Source organism: Amycolatopsis sp. WAC 04182, assembly GCF_003947465.1.
Lineage (GTDB): Bacteria > Actinomycetota > Actinomycetes > Mycobacteriales > Pseudonocardiaceae > Amycolatopsis.
Map to the genome: position 1 here is coordinate 46642 of NZ_QHJJ01000012.1, position 19947 is coordinate 66588.

15 protein-coding genes are annotated in these 19947 nt (G+C 69.1%); 5 read left to right on the forward strand and 10 right to left on the reverse strand.

From position 1 onward, the window contains the following. Positions 1-57: 57 nt before the first annotated feature. The 6 genes from DMH01_RS41820 to DMH01_RS41845 form a co-directional block, all read right to left on the reverse strand. Positions 58-2400, reverse strand: coding sequence for a polysaccharide lyase 8 family protein (locus DMH01_RS41820; RefSeq protein WP_125684975.1), 2343 nt, complete (start codon positions 2398-2400; stop codon positions 58-60). Between the two features lie 105 nt (positions 2401-2505). Next, positions 2506-3963, reverse strand: coding sequence for an aldehyde dehydrogenase (NADP(+)) (locus tag DMH01_RS41825; RefSeq protein ID WP_125684977.1), 1458 nt, complete (start codon positions 3961-3963; stop codon positions 2506-2508). Positions 3964-3977: 14 nt separating this feature from the next. Further along, positions 3978-5123, reverse strand: a complete 1146-nt coding sequence (locus DMH01_RS41830; protein ID WP_125684979.1) for a hypothetical protein — start codon at positions 5121-5123, stop codon at positions 3978-3980. Positions 5124-5127: 4 nt separating this feature from the next. Then, on the reverse strand, positions 5128-6384 hold the full coding sequence (locus DMH01_RS41835; protein ID WP_125684981.1) for a glucarate dehydratase family protein: 1257 nt from the start codon (positions 6382-6384) through the stop codon (positions 5128-5130). 2 nt (positions 6385-6386) lie between these two features. Then, on the reverse strand, positions 6387-7331 hold the full coding sequence (locus tag DMH01_RS41840) for a 5-dehydro-4-deoxyglucarate dehydratase (protein ID WP_125684983.1): 945 nt from the start codon (positions 7329-7331) through the stop codon (positions 6387-6389). 46 nt (positions 7332-7377) lie between these two features. Then, positions 7378-8889 (reverse strand): sodium:solute symporter family protein, encoded by a 1512-nt coding sequence (locus tag DMH01_RS41845; RefSeq protein ID WP_125684985.1) that lies wholly within the window; start codon positions 8887-8889, stop codon positions 7378-7380. A gap of 154 nt (positions 8890-9043) precedes the next feature. Between DMH01_RS41845 and DMH01_RS41850 the strand changes: the two genes are divergently transcribed. The 3 genes from DMH01_RS41850 to DMH01_RS41865 all read left to right on the forward strand — a co-directional run bounded on the left by DMH01_RS41850 (position 9044) and on the right by DMH01_RS41865 (position 11673). Then, positions 9044-9856: an IclR family transcriptional regulator gene (locus tag DMH01_RS41850; protein ID WP_125684987.1), complete on the forward strand. Its 813-nt coding sequence runs from the start codon at positions 9044-9046 to the stop codon at positions 9854-9856. A gap of 35 nt (positions 9857-9891) precedes the next feature. Beyond that, complete coding sequence (locus DMH01_RS41855) at positions 9892-10716, forward strand: NAD(P)-dependent oxidoreductase (RefSeq protein ID WP_125684989.1); 825 nt, start codon at positions 9892-9894, stop codon at positions 10714-10716. A 480-nt stretch (positions 10717-11196) separates the two neighbouring features. After that, positions 11197-11673, forward strand: a complete 477-nt coding sequence (locus DMH01_RS41865; RefSeq protein WP_125684991.1) for a hypothetical protein — start codon at positions 11197-11199, stop codon at positions 11671-11673. Positions 11674-11688: 15 nt separating this feature from the next. Here DMH01_RS41865 and DMH01_RS42835 read toward each other — a convergent pair whose 3' ends face one another. Continuing rightward, positions 11689-11862, reverse strand: a complete 174-nt coding sequence (locus DMH01_RS42835; RefSeq protein ID WP_158633297.1) for a hypothetical protein — start codon at positions 11860-11862, stop codon at positions 11689-11691. 288 nt (positions 11863-12150) lie between these two features. On the opposite strand from DMH01_RS42835, the gene DMH01_RS41870 reads away from it, so the two are divergent. Together DMH01_RS41870 and DMH01_RS41875 are read left to right on the forward strand one after the other, a co-directional pair. Then, positions 12151-13599 (forward strand): amidase, encoded by a 1449-nt coding sequence (locus DMH01_RS41870; protein WP_125684993.1) that lies wholly within the window; start codon positions 12151-12153, stop codon positions 13597-13599. Between the two features lie 10 nt (positions 13600-13609). After that, entirely contained in the window at positions 13610-14146 is a 537-nt protein-coding gene (locus tag DMH01_RS41875; RefSeq protein WP_125684995.1) for a GNAT family N-acetyltransferase, read from the forward strand. A 54-nt stretch (positions 14147-14200) separates the two neighbouring features. Here DMH01_RS41875 and DMH01_RS41880 read toward each other — a convergent pair whose 3' ends face one another. Genes DMH01_RS41880 through DMH01_RS41890 form a run of 3 tightly spaced genes read right to left on the reverse strand, consistent with a single transcriptional unit; the run spans position 14201 to position 19818 of the window. Continuing rightward, positions 14201-15184: a peptidylprolyl isomerase gene (locus DMH01_RS41880; protein ID WP_125684997.1), complete on the reverse strand. Its 984-nt coding sequence runs from the start codon at positions 15182-15184 to the stop codon at positions 14201-14203. Positions 15185-15244: 60 nt separating this feature from the next. Continuing rightward, the gene (locus DMH01_RS41885; protein WP_125684999.1) at positions 15245-17536 is read right to left on the reverse strand and encodes a glycoside hydrolase family 95-like protein; all 2292 of its coding nucleotides are present in this window, start codon (positions 17534-17536) and stop codon (positions 15245-15247) included. A gap of 2 nt (positions 17537-17538) precedes the next feature. Next, positions 17539-19818 (reverse strand): hypothetical protein, encoded by a 2280-nt coding sequence (locus tag DMH01_RS41890; protein WP_125685001.1) that lies wholly within the window; start codon positions 19816-19818, stop codon positions 17539-17541. Between the last annotated feature and the right edge of the window lie 129 nt (positions 19819-19947).

Here is a 19947-nt window from a genome sequence, read left to right on the forward strand (position 1 = left end):
GCAGTGAAAGTCCCCTTCACGACAAGGTCCTGACCTGAACGACCCGCAGTTAGTCGGCTAAACGCGGACCACCTGCGTGGCGCCGAAGGTGCCCTTCACCGGCACCTCGAAGGTCTTGCGCCGCACGGTCACGCGCAGGACGTCCTGCCGCTGCGTTGGGTCCGAAACGGCCAAATGCCAGCCGTCGCGGGTCCGGCCGAGCGCCACCGACGCAGGACCGGACACCGACACCTCGTCAACGGAGCCCGCGGCGAAGAAGTTCGCCAGCAGGGTCGCGTCCCACAGCCGGACGGCCTGCACGGTCGCGGTGTTGGACCGCACGCGCCAGGACCAGGCCGAGGCGATCGTCTCCAGCACCAACGCGGTGGGAAGGACGGCGTAGGCGTAGCTCGCGTTCGAGGGCCTGGCCCCATGTTCGATGACCAGCTTCTGATAGCGCCGGGTGTAGGGCACCGTGGTGCCTTTCGTGTTGGCGCCCTTGTCGATGTCGCGCCAGGTCCCCGTCCGGTCCTCGCGCAACGCGGTGACCTCCGCGTCGTCGAGCAGGATGTAGCCGCCGACCTTCTCCAGGTGCAGCCATCGCTTGCGCCGCAAGGTCTCCGAGCCGCCGACGAGACGGCCGTCGGCCAGCAGGACACCGGAGCCGTTCTCGCCGAGGTTGCGGTTCTCGATCGTGGTGCGGACGCGCTCACCGGAGGAGTCGGTGATCCCGGCACCGAGGCACAGCACACCCGACGGCGTGAAGAACCACGACTTCTTCGCGGTCAGTGTGCCGTCTTGGGAAACGAAGTCGAGGGCGTGAGCGCCGTGCCGAGCGTCCCAGCGGACGCCGCCGCAGTGATCCTTGCTCGTCAGCGGCACCGACTCCAGTTTCGGCGTCGGACCGGTCTTGGTTGTCGTGCCCGGCAGCGAAAGCGGGTCGACCGTCGGCCAGTAGGCGTCGGTGAAATGTCCCTTCGCCTTGGGCAGGAACAGATACAGCGAACCGTCACCGACGTACCAGCCGTGCAGGTTCATCGAGTTGATCGACTCGTACCGCGAAATCCGGGTCGAGGCGACGCCGAGCGAGGCCGACCAGCCTTCGGTGATGTGCACCATCCGGTCCTGCTGGCCGAACACGCGATGCGTCGCGACCGTCCGTGCCGGCCGGATCTTGGTCGCCAGCAGCTCCTGTGCGAACTCGATGCCGGGGATGCCGACGAGATCCGGCCCCGGCGCGAACCGTTCGGGATCGGGGATCTCCAGGTACGGCGCGAAAGTGTCCTCGGTGATCCACTTCGCGGCGAGGCCGCCGAGTTCGTCCTTGCGTTTCCCGCTCGCCGACCGCGCCAGCAGGACGACCGCGCCGGTCAGCTGATGCCCGATGTCGTGTGCGGATTCCCCCTGCCGCGAAAGGAACCGGCCGCGGACCGACTCCATCATCGCGCCCGCGTAGACGAACGGCGCGAACGTGTCGGAGACCAGCGCGTATGCCGCGTCGCACACGTCGGCGGGCAGTGCGAACTCCGTACCCTGGGTGACGTGGATCGCGGACGCGACGGCGGTGAGCAGGACGATCCCGTAGTGCCCGGGATACGGCACCGAGTCGTGCTGCAGGAAGGAGCCGTCGGCGTGGAAGCCGTCGCCCGCCGCGCGGTGGAGCTTGGCGATGACACTCGCCGCTCCCCCGCCTTCGACGTCGGTGAACGCGCCGACGCCCCGCTTGATCCGTTCGACGTCGCCGAGCATCGCGCCGGAGACGAGGGAGATCATCGACTTGTCCGCGCGGTTGGCGCCGGTCTCGACGACGCTCGGGTTGTTGGTGCGGCGGTTCGGATCGCCGGAGAACTTCAACACCGGCTTCAGGTACTTGCCGAGTTCGTCCTGAGTGAGCTCGTCGGCGACCGTCGCGAGGATGTGCAGCAGGTAGAGCGGGATACCGATCTCGTAGGTGTACCAGTTGCCGATCTCGGCGGTCTTCTCGCTGTACTGATCGCTGGTGTACAACACTTCCAGTGCGCCCTTGATCCGGGCGAGCACGGCCGGGTCGTCGGCCAGCGCGCCGCCCGGGGTGCCCCAGTTGACCGCGATCGCGCGGAGCCGGGCGTACATCGACGTCGTGAACTCGCTGCCGGGACCGAGCGGGAGGTCCTTCCACAGTGGACCGCCGCCGACCGTCATGCTGTCGTGGTAGGACTTCGCGACCCGGTCCAGGTTCGCCAGCGCGGCGGTGCGTTCCGCCGACGGCCGGTCGATCCCGGTCTGCAGTTCGCGATAGCCGGAGACGACGGACGACGACCCCGCGGCCGCCGGCTGCGCTGTCGAAGGGCTCGCGAGTGCGGTCGTGAGTGCCACCGAAGCGGCCGCGGCCGCGCCTCCCCGCAAAGCCGTTCTCCTGTCGAAGTGACCGAATCCGGACATGACGGTGCCTCCCAAGGGGGTCGAGACGGGATCAGGGGCGGCGGCGGGTGGTGGGTCTCGTGAGTGGTAAGGACGGTTCTAGCCGTCCTTACCACTCACGAGGTTCTAGCGTTTCCCGTCGATCCTGCGGGGCAGGTCCCACGGGTTGTTCTCCTGCAACGGTTCCGGTAGCAGCGCGTCGGGGAAGCCCTGCCAGGCGATCGGTCGCAGGAAGCGTTCGATCGCGGCGGTGCCGACCGAGGTGCTGGTCGGCGCGGTGGTCGCCGGGTAGGGACCACCGTGTTCCTGTGCCCAGGTGACCGTGACACCGGTCGGCCAGTCGTTCCACAGCAGACGGCCGGCGACCCGGGTCAGCGACGGCAGCACCGGGCGGATCCAGTCCACATCGGACTCTTCGCCCTGGATGGTCGCCGTGAGTCCCGGTTCCATCACCCCGAGCAGGCTGATCAGCTCGGCCTGATCGGTGTAGGTGACGATCAGCGACGCCGGGCCGAAGCATTCCTCGCGGACGGTGTCGGCGTCGGCCAGGAAGGCCTTGGCGGTGGTGGCGAGCAGCGTCGCGCCGTGTGAGATCCCTTCCGCGCCACCGGATTCCGACAGCACCTCGACGCCGTCGACCTCGCTCAGCTTCGCCAGCCCGTCGGCGAATCCGGCCGCGATGCGCTCGTTGAGCATCGGCTGCGCCGGGATCGCCGCGACGGCCTCGCGCAGCGTGTCTTCGAGGCCGTGGCCCTCGGGCAGGAACAGCAGCCCCGGCTTGGTGCAGAACTGTCCGGCACCGAGGGTGAACGAACCCGCGTAGCCCTTGGCAATCGCCTCACCGCGCGCGTCGATCGCGGCCTGCGTGACGACGACCGGGTTGACGCTGCCGAGTTCGCCGTAGAACGGGATCGGCGACGGCCGCGAGGTCGCGATGTCGAACAGCGCGCGCCCGCCCGGCACCGAACCGGTGAACGACGCCGCCTGGATCCGCGGGTCCTTCAGCGCCGTGACACCGTTCTGCTGGCCGTGGACGACCGCGAAGATCCCTTCCGGCGCACCGGCCTTGACCAGCGCCCCACGCAGGATCTCGCCGGTGCGGGCGGACAGCTCCGGGTGCCCCGAGTGCGCCTTGAGCACGACCGGGCAGCCGGCGGCCAGCGCCGACGCGGTGTCCCCGCCCGCGACACTGAACGCGAACGGGAAGTTGCTGGCGGCGAACACCAGCACCGGCCCGATCGAGGTGAGCAGCCGCCGGATGTCCGGCCGCGGCCCCATCGGCCACGCGGCGTCCGCGTGGTCCACGGTGGCGCCGAGGAACGCGCCGTCGGCCAGCACCTCACCGAACAGGCGCAGCTGGAACGTCGTGCGCTTCAGCTCTCCCTGCAGTCGCGGCGAAGCCGGGAGATGGGTCTCCCGGTTGGCCAGCTCGATCAGCTCGTCGGCGGCGGCGTCGAGGGCGTCCGCGGCCGCGTTGAGCCATCCGGCGCGCTGGGCTGGGGTCGCGGCCGCCGCCGTGCCTGCCGCATCGGCGGCGGCCGCGAGGATCTGGTCGAGCGTGGCGGGATCCGTTGCCTGGCTCATTTTTCTTGCGTCTCCTAGAGTTCTTGCGCGGCGCTGACGGCGGCGATGAGATCCGCCCAGCGCCCCGGGCCGGCGAGGCCGAGGTGGTACAGGTGCAGCTCGGTGGCGCCTGCCTTGCCGAGTTCGATGGTGTAGGCCTCGATGTCGGGTACCGGGCTCGCCGCCACCGCGGTGATGTAGCTGCCGACGGCGACCTTCTCCGGCAGTTTCGCCCGTGCCGCCGCGACGGCGCCGACGCTGGGACGGCCGGGTGCCCAGTTCTGCAGCACCACCGCGTCGACGTCGTCCGGGGCCGACGGCGTCAGCCCCGGCAGCGCGCCGGTGACCCACGGGTCCATCGCGCCGTGCAGCACGATCCGGGGGCCGGACGGGATCTTCGCGAGCACTTCGCGCCGGAGGGCGTCGGTGGCCCGCTGCCGCGTGTCGAGCAGGACCTGCCGCAGGGTGGGCAGGATCTTGTCCTCGGTCGCCCGGAGGTCACCGCTGTCGATCAGCCGCCGGACCTCGGCCCGCAGCTTGCCCAGCGCCTTCGCCGGGTCCTGCCCGGCCGCGGCCCAAGCGTCGAGACACTCGTCGCAGCAGCAGATCGAGAGCAGCCGGGCCACCGCGGGCGACCAGACGCCGTCGGTCTTCTCGTGCTGGTGCTGGTGCACGGTGCCGAGCGGACCGCAGGCCTCGAGGACGACCGTGGCGAAGTCGAGCCCGGCGAGGCTCTCCGCGGTCACGTTCGCGGCGTACTCGCGGACGGCGGGCTGACCTGGGCACAGCGCCCACGGGTACCGCTCGCCGAAACAGTTGCGCACGGTGTAGTCCGGGAACTCCGTGCCCAGCTGCGAATTATGGGTCAGCACGAGCCACGCCGCCGCCGGGACACCCGCCTCGTTCAGCACCCGGACGGCGTCGCCCGCGCTGTCGCGGCTTTCCACCCAGTCCGGCTCGGCGGGTTTCAGCTCACCCCACGCCTCCTCACGCACCGGCCGGTACAGCGCCGCGTGGCGCGCGACGACCGAAGTGCGCTCGGGCGACCAGGGCGTCGCCGCGCGGGCGCTGTGGTACGACACGGCGACGGCGACCTCGTCGACGCCGAGTTCCCGTACCCGCTCGACGAAGCCGGGATCGTCGACGACGTCCCAGGGGTAGGCGTATCCGGTGACCTTCACCTCGTCACCACCGTGCCGTATTCGGTTCGAAGCTTCCGACGAACTTCCGCATATAGGTCACGTCATCCCGTTTGGTCTGTCCACTTCGGACATAGTCTTCATGGGCCCGCGCCAGCGCGTCGGGGTCGAGTTCGACCCCGAGCCCGGGCTTGTCGGGCACCGCGACCGCACCGTCGGCGAACTCCAGCGCACCCGGGGCGATGACGTCGGCCGTCTTCCACGGCCAGTGGGTGTCGCAGGCGTAGGTCAGGTGCGGCGTCGCCGCGGCCACGTGCACCATAGCGGCCAGACTGATCCCGAGATGACTGTTCGAATGCATGGAAAGCCCCACGTCGAAGCATTCCGCCGTGGTCGAGAGGGCTTGGGTGTCCCGCAGCCCACCCCAGTAATGATGGTCCGAAAGTATTACGCCGACCGCTCGCTGCCGGAACGCCGGCTCGATGTCCGCGAAGCGCACGACGCACATGTTCGTGGCCAGCGGCATGTTCGCCTTCTCCGCGACCCGCGCCATCCCCTCGATACCCGGCGTCGGGTCTTCGAGGTACTCCAGGACGCCGTCGAGTTCTTCGGCGACCCGGATCCCGGTCTCGACGGTCCACGCCGCGTTCGGGTCGATGCGGAGCGGGTGGTCCGGGAACGCGTCCGCGAGCGCGCGGATCCCGTCCATCTCCTGGTCGGGGTCGAACGCGCCGCCCTTCAGCTTGATGGAGCCGAAGCCGTACTCCTCCACCATGCGGCGTGCCTCGCCGACGAGCGCCTCCGGCGTGGTCACCTCGCCCCACGAGTCCTCTTCGGCGCCGATGTGGGCGCCGAACTTGTAGAACAGGTAGGCGGAGAAGTCGACGGCGTCGCGCGCCTTGCCGCCGAGCAGGTCCACCACCGGCCTGCCGAGGTAGTGGCCCTGCGCGTCGAGCGCGGCCACCTCGAACAGCGAGTACACGCTGGCGACGGTCTTGCTGACGGAGAAACCGCCGGTGAGCCCGTGCGCGTCGGCGAAGACGACCTCGCCGAGGGTGGTGGCGACCTTCCGGCGGAGGCCGGGCAGGTCGAACACGTCGTGCCCCTTGAGTTCCGGGAGCACCTTCCGGACCTGGTCGAGGAACGCGAGGTCACCGTAGGACTCGCCGAGGCCGACCACACCGTCCTCGCAGATCAGCTGGACGACACCGCGCAGCGCGAAGGGCTCGTGTACGCCCATCGCGTTGAGCAGCGGCGGGTCGGCGAAGGCGACCGGGGTCAGGACGACGTCGAGAACCTTCATCTTCAGGCACCGGCCTCGACGGACTTGAGGACGGCGAACCCGTCGTCGATGATCTTCGCCAGGCGGGCGATCTGGTCCGCGGTGGGCTCGACCAGCGGCGGCCGGACCGAGCCGACCTTGTCACCCCGCAGCCGCGCGGCCGCCTTGACCAGCGACACGGCGAAGCCCTTCCCCTCGTCCCGCAGCGCCACCAGCGGCAGGTAGAACCCGGCGAGCAGCGCCTCCATGACGGCGTCGTCGTTCTCCGCGAGCGCGCGGTGGAAGCGGGCCGCGATCTCCGGGGCGAAGCAGTGCACGGCCGAGGAGTACCGCGCCACGCCGACCGCGGCGTAGGCGCGCGCGGAGACCTCCGCCGTCGGAAGACCGTTGAAGAACAGGAAATCCCGGGCCCGGTCGGTGCCGGCGGAGCGGATCGTGGTGATGATCCGGCTCATGAGCTCGACGTCGCCGAAGCCGTCCTTGATGCCGACCACCGACGGGATGCCGAGCAGGTCCACGGCCGAGTCCGGGGTGAACACGCCGGTGGAACGGTGGTAGACGATCACCGGGATCGAGGACTCGCCGACGGCGAACCGGACGTGGTCGACGAGCCCGGACGGCGGACCGGTGACCAGGTAGGGCGGCAGGAGGAGGACGCCGTCCGCGCCGCCCGCCTCCGCCGCCGCGATCCCGGCACGGGCCGTCGCCGCACCGCCGCCCGCCCCGACCCATACGGGCACCCGCCCGGCGACGACCTCACGAGCCTTGCGCAGGATCGCTGCGTGCTCGTCCGGGGACAGCGAGCTGAATTCGCCCGTACCGCAGGCGACGAACAGCGCGCCGGCTCCGGCGGCCACGTGGCTCTCGACGGTTTCCGCGAACGCGTCGAGGTTGAGTTCCAGCCCCTCGGTGAAGGGGGTCAAGGGGAACGCCAGTAGGCCGTCGAGTTCGATCTTGGGCTGTGCCATGGATTTCTCTTTCGTTCTTTGTGGATGGTCCCGGGTACGGGCCCGGTCAGGCGGGCACGGTGGTGCCGTCCTGCGACTTGCGGGGTAGGACGTCGTCGTCGCGGTCGATCGTGTCGATGAGCTCGTCGGTGGTGGCCTTGCGCTCGGGCATGAGGTAGCCGAGCCCGATGAACAACCCCAGCGAGACCAGGATCGGGGTGGACACGGTGACCGCGAGGGTGGCGTTGTAGCCGTAATAGGCGATCGCGTAGGCGATGAGACCGCCCGCCCACGAGATCAGCGCCGCGCGGGAGCCGGACCGGCGGAACCACGGGAGCATGCCGAGCAGCAGCGGCACCGAGATCGGGCCCATCAGCGCGGCGACCCAGAGCACCACGATGCCGAGCACACCGCCGAGTTTGGGGGCCTGCGTGGCGACCGCCATGGTCAGCACGATGAAGATCGCGGTCGTGATGCGGGCGGCCAGCAGCCCCTGCGCCTCGGTCCACCGCCGGGTCTTCTTGACCAGCACCGGCAGCATGTCACGGGTGATGACCGCGGAGATCGCGTTCGCGTCGGACGACACCATCGCCATCGTGTGGGAGAAGATGCCCGCCAGCACCAGCCCGATCAGGCCGGGCGGCAGGAACGTCGTCGTCATGATCGCGTAGGCGTTGTCCGGGTTCTGGATGTCCGGGATCAGCAGCGGAGCCGCGAACATCGGGAACATCATGAACAGCGGCCACACCAGGTACAGGATCGAGGAGAGCCGCGCGCCCCGGCGTGCCGCGTGCGTGTCCGGCGCGGCCATGTAGCGCTGCGCCAGGTTCCACATACCGCCGTTGTACTCCAGCGTCTTCACGAGCACATAGACGAGCAACACGACCGTGGTGAACTTCGACGTCGTCGGGTTGAGGTGGCTCGGCGGGAGATCGCCCCACATCGTCCACAGACCGGAGACGCCGCCGAGTTTGCCCAGCACCACCCAGAGCATGGCGATGGCCGCGATGGCCTGGATCACGAACTGGCCGAAGTCGGTGAGCGCGTCGGCCCAGAGACCGCCGACGGTGCAGTAGACCAGCGTGACCGAACCGGTGATGATGATGCCCCAGGTGTAGTCCACCCCGGCGAAGACGTTGAGGATCGTGGCGATCGCGAACCACTTCGCCGCGATGTCGAAGATCTTCAGCAGGCTTCCGCTCCACGCGAGCGCCTGCTGGGTCGGGACGTTGAACCGCCGCGCGAGGTACTCGAGCGGGGACGCGACCCCCAGCTTCGACCGGAGCCTGTTCCACCGGGCGGCGAACAGCCAGCTGCCGATACCGACACCGATGCCGATACTGGCCATGCCCCAGAAGTAGACGGTGATCCCGCTCGTGTAGGCCACGCCCGCGTAGGCCACGAACAGCACCGCGCTGTAGCCGGACATGTGATGCGAGATCCCGGTCAGCCACCAGGGCATTCGGCCGCCGGCGGTGAAGAAGTCCTTCACATCGTGGATCCGCTTGTGCGACCACCAGCCGATCACGACCATCAACGCGAAATACGCGCAGACCATCGCCCAGTCGAGTACGTGCACCGTTGACTCCTTTCCGCGTTCACGAAGGCCCAGCCCGACCTGTTCACATTCATGAACGGAGTCTGTTATAGTGATTATGTTCATCCATAAGAACGCTGTTCGGGACGCTAATATGGCCGGAGTCACAAGTCAACGGCCGGATGGAGGAGCGCGGATGCCACAGCAGGAAGCCGCTGTCACCGTGGCGAACGGCGCGCCCGCCGCCGAACCCGCCGGGGTCAAATCGGCCCGGCGGGCGATCGACCTCATCGAGACCTTCGCCGCGAACGACGTGTGGCTGTCGCTGTCGGACCTCCACGCGCGGACCGGATTCCCCAGGTCGAGCCTGCACGGGCTGCTCCGCACCCTGCTCGAAGCAGGCTGGCTGGAGGTGGACACCAACACCGCCCGCTACCGCCTCGGCGTCCGCGCGCTGATCTGCGGCACGGCCTATCTGGACCGCGACCCGGTCGTCCCGTACGCGACCGAGGCACTGGAACGGATCCGGGAGAAGACCGGCTACACCGCGCATTTCGCGCGCCGCGAGGGCACCGACGTCGTCTACCTGGAGACGCGCGAGTCCCGGCACTCGACGCATCTCGTGTCCCGCGTCGGCCGCACGCTGCCCACCCACGCGACCGCGCTGGGGAAGGCGTTGCTGGCCGAACTGACGCACGACGAGATCGACGGGCTCTTGACCGGAGAGCTGTCGGCACTCACCCCGAACACCATCACCACCGTCGAAGCGCTGCACGCCGAATGCGCGAAGACCCGCGAACGCGGCTATGCGGCGGAAATCGAGGAAGGCAGCCTCGGCGTCCGGTGCGTCGCGGCCGTGATCCCGTACCGCATCCCCGGCACCGACGCGATCAGCTGCTCCATGCCGGTCACCGAGGTCACCGACGCCGACGCCCGGCGCGTCGGCGAACTCCTCGCCGAAATCACCGCGGAACTCGGCCAGCAACTGCGCCGCGCCGGCATCCGCTGATCCTTCCGTACTTCCTTCACTGACAAGGGGTTCCCATGGCAGACCAGCGCGTCCTGATCACCGGCTCGGCGGGTATCGTCGGCACCCTGATGCGGCCGCGGTTGCGCCGTTCCGGCCGGGTGCTGCGGCTGCTCGACCTGGCTCCGCAGCCCGAAGCCGAGGCCGGCGAGAGCGTCGAGCTGATCACCGCGTCGGTGACCGATCCCGAGGCGATGGCGAAGGCTTGCGCCGGTGTCGACGCGCTGATCCACCTCGGCGGGCACAGCCGCGAGAACTCGTGGGAAGCCACTCTCGACGTCAACATCAACGGCACCCACACCGTCCTCGAAGCCGCGCGAGCCGCCGGTGTGCCGCGCGTGATCCTGGCTTCCAGCAACCATTCCGTCGGCTTCCGCCGCAACGACGAAGCAGGCGAGGACGGCCTCCCCGCCGACTCCACACCCCGGCCCGACACCTACTACGGCGTCAGCAAGGCGACCATCGAAGCGCTCGGCAGCCTGTACCACTCGCGGTTCGGCATGGACGTGATCGTCATCCGGATCGGCTCCTGCTTCGAAAGCCCGCTCGTCCTCGGCCCGCGCGGCCTGACGACCTGGCTCTCCCCCGACGACGGCGCGCGCCTGTTCGAGGCCTGCCTGAACTACCCCTCCCCCGGCTACCGCCTCATCTGGGGCGTCTCGGACAACACGCGCCGGGTCTACTCACTCGCCGAAGCCGAAGCGCTGGGCTACAAGTCGCTCGACAACGCGGAGACGTACGCGGATCAGCTGGCGGACAAGCCCGCGCCGACCGGGATCGCGGCGGAGTACGTCGGCGGGCCGTTCTGCACCGCGCCGCTGGGGGCGCACAACCCGCTCTGAGGTGACGGGTGTGTGGAAATAGGGACGTTGAACGTCCCTATTTCCACACACCCCTCTCCCGACCAACCGGTCAGACGCTCCCCGAGACGGCGCGCGAGGTCGGCCAGGTCGTCTTCGGGGATGTCCAAGTAGCCGCGTGCCGGGTCGAACACCGCGGTCTGCTGCTGCTCGTAAGGGACGCCGGGTGGTAGAGGCGCGAGGTGCCAGTGGACATGCCTGTTGGCTTGTTGGCTGCCCAAGGACAGCACGTAGAGCCGTTCGATCGACCGGGGCCACGAGGAAGTGCCCGAACACGGCGGGGAAACGGCTGGCGAAGACCACGGCGCCGGCCTGCCACGGAACACGATCGGTCATACCGCCCACGTGTACCCGACCTTCGTCCTTCCCTGAACCCGCCACGTGAAGCGTTGCCACCACCTAGGATCACCTCGGCGCGGTCCGGACGTCACGAGCTCCGGCGGAAAGCTGTGGAAGGCAGGCATGTCAACCTTTACGTTCGCGAGCATCGACGTCATCCCGCGGGTATTGCAGCTCGTCGTGGGTCTGCTCGGCTTGATCCTTTCGATCAAAGCCCGCTCCCGCGGAGTGTCCGGCCTGATGGTGGCCGCCTTCGTGCTCATGCTCGTCGCGACGGCGGCGGGCATCATCTGGCGGTTCGTGTCGGTGAACGTGCCGTCCTGGGCTTCGTCCGGCGGCCTTTCCGTCGACGAGATCCAATGGATCTTCATGGGCGTCGGCATCCCGCTCGACGCCGTCGCGCTCCTCTCCTGGCTCCTGGTCGCCATCGCGGTCGCCAAGAGCGGCCATCCGCCTCGGCATCCGGCCGGTTTCGCGCCGAACCCCGGGCCGGTCAACTACCCGACGGGACCACAGCCGGGCTTCCAGCCGCCGCAGCAGGGCTACCCCCAGGCAGGCCAACCCCAGCCCAACCCGCCGACTCAGCAGCCGCCGAACTGACACCCACATGCGCGATCAGGCCCGGCCGATCCCGAATCGGGCCTGATCGCGTGTTTCCCAGTGCCTGGCGCGGGCGGCCCACATGCTGACGCCGTCCACGAACCAGTAGCGCGAGTGCGCCCACTGCCAATGCCCCCTCTTCGCCTCGACGGCGACGCCGTCACTCGGCGCGCCGGCGGTCCCGGCCATCGCCGGATCCCCATTCGTGCCATCGAAGCCAGCATGGGCAGGACACCACACGGGATCCGACCTCTTTCGAAAGAGGGAAAGTCCGGCAGCGCGACCAACGCGAATTGAGACGTCCGTCCCGTTGCACAAGGCGGCATTTCATGGCCCGCACAGGCGGAGCCGACCCACTTTCAGCACCGTGACCTGCGCCGATCCACCTACGGCCGCAGAACAAGTCCACGAAGTGCTCTTTCTGTTGCATGGCCCGGAATTTCGTGCCCCCATGAGCACGCCGATAGCTTCGAATTCATGGAATCGAGCTTTCAGACGGCCGAAGAAATCATTGCCGCGTTGCGTACCGGTGCGGTGACATCGGCGGAACTGACCGACGAGGCGATCGCCCGGATCGAGCGTGAAGACGAGGCGATCAACGCGATCTGCGTACCGGACTTCGATCACGCGCGGGCCGCCGCGCACCGAGCCGATCAGGCACGCGCGCGTGGTGAGGACCGGCCGCTGCTCGGCGTCCCGGTGACGGTCAAGGAGTCGTACGACATGGCCGGGCTGCCCACGACGTGGGGCATGCCGGAGCACCGCGACTACGTGCCCGCCGAGGACGCGGTTCAGGTGTCGCGGCTCAAGGCCGCGGGCGCGGTGGTGCTCGGCAAGACCAATGTGCCGTTGGGGCTTCAGGACATCCAGAGCTTCAACGACATCTACGGCGCCACCGTCAACCCGTGGGATCACGGTCGCACGCCGGGCGGGTCCTCGGGCGGATCGGCGGCGGCGCTGGCGTCCGGGTTCGGCGCGCTGTCCATCGGCTCCGACCTCGCCGGCTCGCTGCGCACTCCCGCGCATTTCTGCGGCGTCTACGCGCACAAGCCGACGCTCGGATTGGCGGCCGCCCGCGGCATGGTCCCGCCGTCCGAGCCTGCCTTTCCGGCCGACTTCGACCTCGCCGTCGTCGGTCCGATGGCGCGCACCGCCCGCGACCTCGCGCTCCTGCTCGACGTCATGGCCGGGCCGGACCCGTTGACGCACGGCGTGGCGCACCGTTCGGCGCTACCGCCCGCCCGTCACGAACGGCTCCGTGATTTCCGGGTCTTGGTCCTCGACGACCATCCGCTCATTCCGACCGGGTCCGCCGTGCGGGCGGGAGTGCACCTGGTGGCCGACGCGCTTGTCCACGGTGGCGCCCGCGTCGCGCGGCGCAGTCCGTTGCTGCCTGACCTGGCCGAGGCCGCGAAGCTCTACATGGAGTTGCTGATTTCGGGCTCCGTCGCGCGTTTCCCCATCGACTCGCTCGAGCAGCTACGGTCCGACGCGGACGACCAGAGCCTTGACGCCGTGCGACTGCGCGCCATGCTGTTCAGCCACAGCGACTGGATGGAGGCGGACAAGCGCCGGGAAGCCCACCGTCATGGTTGGCGGCGGCTTTTCGCCGAGTTCGACGCCGTGGTCTGCCCGATCACGCCGACGCCCGCGTTCCCGCACGACCACCACCCGAATCCGATGGAACGGCGCATCGACATCGACGGAGTCGAGTACCCGTACTTCGATCAACTCGTCTGGGCGGGCCTGGCCACCATGCCCGGCCTGCCCGCCACCGCCATACCCGCGGGCCGATCCCCCGAGGGCCTGCCGGTCGGGGCGCAGCTCATCGGCCCGATGTTCGAAGACCGCACCCCGCTGCGCTTGGCCGAACTGCTCGAGCAGGAGATCGGCGGCTTCCAGGCACCGGAGCAACGCGTGCGCTAGGTTGCCGCCCATGACGAAGCTCGGTCACGTCGCCTGGCCGCCTGCCCCGATCAAGACCGAGCGACTCGTGCTCCGCGGGTCCGAGGCCCGGGACCGTGCGGCGTTCATCGAGCTCTTCGCCTCGCCGGAGGTGGGCACTTACATCGGCGGCGCTCGACCGCGTGACGAACTCGAGCGCACGAGACCCGAGATTCCGGGCCGGCGCCCAGGGCTGTTCGTCATCGAACTCGACGGATCGATGATCGGCATGATCACGCTCGACCAGCGCGACGCGGAGCGTCCGGGGCACATTCGCCCGGATGCCGGGGAAACCGAACTCGGCTACTTGATCCTGCCGCGGGCGTGGGGACGTGGGTACGCCGCCGAGGCGTGCGCGGCGGCGCTCGACTGGTTCACCGAAGCGCTTCCCGGCGAGCCGGTGGTGCTCTGCACACAGACCGCCAACGAACGCTCGATGCGCGTCGCGGCGAAGCTCGGTTTCACCGAGGTGGAGCGGTTCGAGGAGTACGACGCCGAGCAGTGGTTCGGCGTCCGGTACCCGCCGTGAAGGCCTCCTTGCCTACCCTGAGGGTTGGCAAGGAGGCCTTCACGGGAAAACGTGTCAGCCCACCGCGATCGACTGGAACGTCACCGGGATCCGCGGCGGCCCCGTTCCGTCGCCCGGCCCCTTCGAGTCGTCCACACCACCGCGTGCGACCTTGTCCAGGGTCTCGAGTCCGGCGTCCGAGATGCTCCCGAACACCGTGTACTCCGGCGGCAGTTCCGCGTCGCCGAAGACCATGAAGAACTGGCTGCCGCCCGAGTTCGGCGCCTGCCTCTTCGCCATGGCGAGGATGCCCCGGCCGTACTTGATCTGGGGGAAGACCTCGTCAGGGATGGTGTAGCCCGGTCCGCCCATCCCGGAGCCTTCCGGGTCGCCGCACTGGAGCATCTGCAATCCCGAGGTACCGAGCCGGTGACACGAGGTGCCGTCGAAGTAACCCTGCTGCGCCAGCGAGAGGAAGCTCGCCACGGTGCACGGCGCGAGCCCGCGGTCGAGCGTCAGCCCGATGTCGCCCGCGGTCGTCTTGACCGTGACGTCCATCGTGCCTGCCGCCGGGGTCGGGCCCGCCGCGGGCGGGTTCGCCTTCTTCGGCGCCGAACCGGTGGAATCCGCCGGGTAGGCGCAGTCCGTCGGATCCGCCAGCGGCGCCGTGCGTTTCGGCAGATCGGCGCGACCGGCCGGGATCTGCACCGGGCTCTGTGTCGTCGTGTTCTCCGCACTCGACGTCGGAGCCGAAGACGGCGCCGCGACCGCGGTCTCGCTCTTCGAGTCCGGCAGGAAGAACCCCGGCGTCACGAAGCCGGTGATCGCCACGACGGCGACGATCACGACGAGTCCCAGCGCGCCCAGGCCCACCCAGAGCACCGTCTTGTTCGACGACGACGGCGGCGGCTGTTGTTGCGGCGCGCCGTACCAGCCTTGCTGCTGGTACGGCTGCTGCGGATAGGGCTGCTGATACTGCTGCTGGGGAGGCTGCCCCTGCGGAGCCCCGGGGTCGGGCGCCTGGCCTTCGGGCTCGCCCGGCTGCGGTGGCTGGGACATCTGTGCTCCTGTCGTCCGGAGGAAGTACAGGAACACTCTCGCGTATCGCCGCTCACGACGTCACGGCATCCCCCATGCTGCGCTGGTCCCGTTCGCCGGGACGGGCCGGATTTCGAGGTCCGGCCGGTCGCCCGCGCGGTGCACGACGGCCTCCTCCCCGCGCCGCAGATCGAGGTGGACGTCGCCGTTGGGCAGCCGCCGCCAGCGTTTCGGCCGCCCCCATCGGTCGCGGACGGTCAAGTCCCCGTCCATGTCCGTCCGCAGCACGCACGGCGCCCCCGCCTCGCTGGTGACCTTGACCCAGCGTGTCTTCCCGGCCTGCCGGGAAGCGCTGAGCAGGAACGCGCCCTCCGTGCGGAAGTCGCGCAACGCGGCGTCCGCCCATTCGGCGGGCACCGCCGGGAACAGCCGGATCACCCCGCCCCAGCTCTGCACGAGCATGTCGTGCAGCGACTGCGCGGCCGAAAGCGGCGTCTCGATCACCGGACCGGATTCCTTGTACATCGTGTTCGGCTGGATGTAGCGCCGCTGCAGTTCACCGAGGTAGAACGCCGCCTTGTCGCCGCGCAGCATCTGCGCCGACATCGACGCGGCGCCGGTGAACGTGTAGCCCTGCAGCGCGCCTTCGAAGCCCACCCAGTGGTCGAGTGAGGTCTCGATGATCCGCCGGTGCTCCGGCCGCTCCCAGGTGATCTCGTACAGCGGGTAGATCTGCAGCAGATGCGAGTAGTGCCGGTGCGATTTCGCGAACGGCACGCCCGCGCCGATCATGTAGCCGTTGGCGTCGGCCGGATACGGGACGAGCGTGGCCAGCACTTCCCGCCACCGCCGCGCGAGCGGGTCGTCGACGCGCAGTTCCGCCGCCGCCTCCAGCAGGGTCTTGCAACCCCACCGGATCAGCGCGAGGTCGTAGTTGCAGTCCGGCGCGTTCACACCGTACTCCGGGGAGAACGTCGCAGGCAGGTGCAGTTTCCCGTCCGGCCCGGGTGCCAGGAAGTGGAGGTAGTAATTGATCGCCTTGCGCAGCAACGGGAACAGGGTGTCCCGCAGGAGGCGCCGGTCCATGGTGTGCCGATAGGACAGCCAGACGTTGTGCAGGGCCCAGGTGAGATTGCCGACCTCCGGGGTCGGCGTCTTCTTGCCCGGGATGCCCACCGGGAAGCCCGCGTTCGTCCCGACTGCGCCGTTGATCAAGGTCATGTCGGTCGTGCGCGGGATGCCCGCCGAATCGTGCTGATAAGGCTCGGCGACCTGGCTCGTCAGGTTCGCCCGGAACTTGCCGAGCGCGTGGCTCACCGCGTCCAGTTCGAGGTGATTGGACCCGTGGATGAGCCAGTACTCCAGCTGGACGTTGAGGTTCCACCAGGTCGCGGGCCACGGGGTCGGCTCCAGCCACGGTCCGCAGGTCGCCATCACCGGCGCTTCCCGGCGCGCGGCGGAGGCGATCTTGTACAGCTGGATCCAGTAGAAGCTCTGGAGCCGAGTGTCCGGAATGGACAGGAAACCGTGCCGATAGTAGTCATGCCACCAGCGACGATGCCCGGCCGTCAACGCGGAGAACGGTTCTGCCCGGCGGACCGTCTTCAACGCCTCTCGCGCGGCCGTCCGCTTCGGAAACGACCACGCCACGGACGTGTACAGCGTCCGCTTCGATCCGCGGGTGACCTCGCGCCACGCCGTGACGTGCTCGCCGCCCGACAGAAGGGTTTGCCCGGAAAGCCTGCTGTCACCACTGCTTTCCAGGCTCGCGGGCGGGTTGGCGACGTACCCGGCGGGCGGCGGCTTGCCGAACTTCGGGTCCGTTCTCGGGCTCACCGCCTCGGCCGGGTGGAAGGTCCACTCGAAGGCGCGCTCCCCCTCGGACGGTTCGATCTCGACGGCCAGCATCGACTGTCCGGTGTGGACGATCGCGCGCAGCGAGAGACTGCCCGCGGCCGTGGTGATCGTGCCCCTGAGTTCGGCGTTCCAGAGGTCCATCCGCCAGTCGATCCCGGTGATGGCGCCGACCGGTTCGAGGGTGAAGTACCCGATCGGCAGCCGCGCGAGCCCGAACAGCGAGCCGAACTCCGGCCGGTGATCCTGCACCTCGCTGTGCTGGACGGTGAAGCGGACGGCATTGCGGCCCGGTTCGGCGTAGATACCCGAGCCGAGGAAACCGTTGCCCAGGAAGGGACCTTCGTACCAGGTCTTCGGCATGCGGCGCCAGATCAGGTCGGCCGACCCGAGAAAGCCGGACCAGTCGAGGCCGCCGAGCGCGAAGTCGTTCTCCGCCGCCGAAACCGGCGGCGCGAATCCGGCCGCCGCCACGCCCGCCAGCGCCCCGCCGAGCATCGTCCTCCGAGTGATGGCCATCTTCAGACCCCCCATGCCGGAGTTCCACGGTCGCCGGGCACGTCGCGGGGCTCCAGCGCCGGACGCGTGCCGCGTCGCGTGACGACGGCCGTCCCGCCGCGGCCGAGCGGGATCGAGATCGTGCCAGGACCCGCGTGCCGCCACGGAAGCCGCCGTCCGCGCCCGTCACGGACGTCGATGTCACCGGGGATCCCGTGCCGCAGCGTGAGCGGCTCCCCCGCCTCACTGTGGACGCGGATCCATTCGGTCGCCCCGTTCGCGCGCGAAGCGTCCACGAGGAAGGCGCCCTCCGTGCGCAGGCTCTCGAAGGACGCGTCGGGCCAGGTCGACGAGACCGAGGGGAAAACCTTCAGCACTCCGTGATCGCCTTGTAGCAGCATGTCCACTATGGACTGGGCGGCGGTGATGGGGCTTTCGATCGCGAGGTTCGCACCCTCGCGGTACATCGTGTTCGGTGTCAGCTGCGTGTTGGCCACGACGGTCCCGTCGAGGAAGATCTTCAGATATCGCAGGGCTTCCTCGGGCGCGTCCATCACGGAGCTCATCGACGACGCCGCCGCGAAACTGTAGCCGTGCCATTTCGCCTGCGCGCCGGCCCAGTGCGCGAAAGTGCGGCGCATGATGTCCCGGTCGCCGAGGCGGTCCCAGAGTTTCTCCCGCAGCGGATAGAGCCAGAGCAGATGCGAGAAGTGCCGATGCGAGTCGGCCAGCGGGACACCGTCGCCGATCAGCACCCCTTGCGCGGGATCCTGGTGGTACGGCACCAGTTTCTCCCCGAGCTCCCGCCACGCCGGCACCCGCGGGTCGTCGATCCGCAGCTTGGCCGCCGATTCGACGAGGGTGCGGGCGGCCCAGCGGATCAACGACAGGTCATAGGTGCAGTCGGCCGCGTCGGCGTACTCGGGCGACCTCGTCATCGGCAGGTGCAGAGCGCCGTCCGGGCCGGTGGTGAGGAAGTGGCGGTAGTAGTTGAGCGCCTTGGCGAGCGTCGGATACAGCACATCGCGCAGGACGCGGACGTCCATGCTGTGCCGATACGCGAGCCAGACGTTGTGCAGGCCCCAGATCAGGTTGCCGGTCTGGTCGTTCTTGGTGGCGGGCCCCGGAATCCCGACCGCGCGGGTGCCGCCGGGCCGCAGCCGCCAGTCCCCCGGATGCGAGAGGGCGTACGTGTCGCCGTCCCGGTAGGCGGGAGGGACCGAGAGTTCGAGGTTGGCGTGGTCGCGCCGGAAGGTCGCGGTGACGGCGTCGAGTTCGGGATGGTTGCTGCTGTTGACGATCGGGTACGTGACCTGGACGTTGAGGTTCCACCACACCGCCGTCCAGCTGTTGCCGACCTCCGGGAACCACGGCCCCCATTCGGCGACGACCGGTCCGGTCGCGCGGGTGGCGCAGGCGGTCTTGTACAGCTGGATCCAGTAGAACCGCTGGACCCGCTTGTCCGGAACGGAGACGAAACTGCGGCGGTAGAAGGCGTTCCACCAGCGCCGATGACCGGCGACGAGCCCGTCCGGGTGCACCGCCGACGCCCGATCGACCTTCCTGATCGCCTCGGCGGTGTGGGTCGATTCGGGGAACGCGTACGCGACCGTCGCCGCCAGGAGCCGTCGCGTGCCGATCTTCCGCTCCCGCCACGCCGTCGTGTACCCGCCGCCCGCGTGGAGCGGCTGCTCACAATACCGGGTCCCGCCCGCACTGGCCGACTTCGGAACGGGATTGGCCGTGTACTCGGGCGGTTTGCGGATCGTCCTGGTCGTCGCCGATTCGAGCGGCGTGAACCCCCATTCAGCGGACGCCTCCCCGGTGAGCGAGACGAGGAGGAGGTCCTGGTCGTTGTGGACCAGCGCGGAGAACCGCACCGAACCCCGGGTGGTGGTGATCGTGCCGCCGAGTTCGGCGTTGTACAGGTCCAGGTGCCAGTCCACCGCCGTGATCGCGCCCTCGAAGGTGAGGGTGAGGTAGCCGATCGGCAGCCGCGAATACCCGATGCCCGCTTCCCACTGCCCGCGCTGGTCCTGGACCTGGGAATGACCGAGCATCACCTTGAGGACGTTCGGCTGCGCGCCCGCGTAGAACTGCACGCCGAGGAAACCGTTGGCGAGGAACGGACCCTCCTGCCAGTTCTTCGGCATCCGCTTCCAGAGCATGCGCGCGTCGTCGACGATCCGGCGATGGACGTCCTGTCCGGCGAGCGCCGGCGGAGCCCCCTGAGCCCAAAGACCACCCAGCGCGGCCGCCCCCGCCGCGACCCTCAGCATCGAACGCCTGGACAGCTCGGCCATGGGTCGCCTCCAGATTCATACTACGTTTACCGCAGATCAAGTCCTGGCGACCGGCATGTTTCCAGATATCGCCGAGCTTTGACCACCCCTTTCACTCGCGCAGCGGTACATACATCGGATGTCTTATCG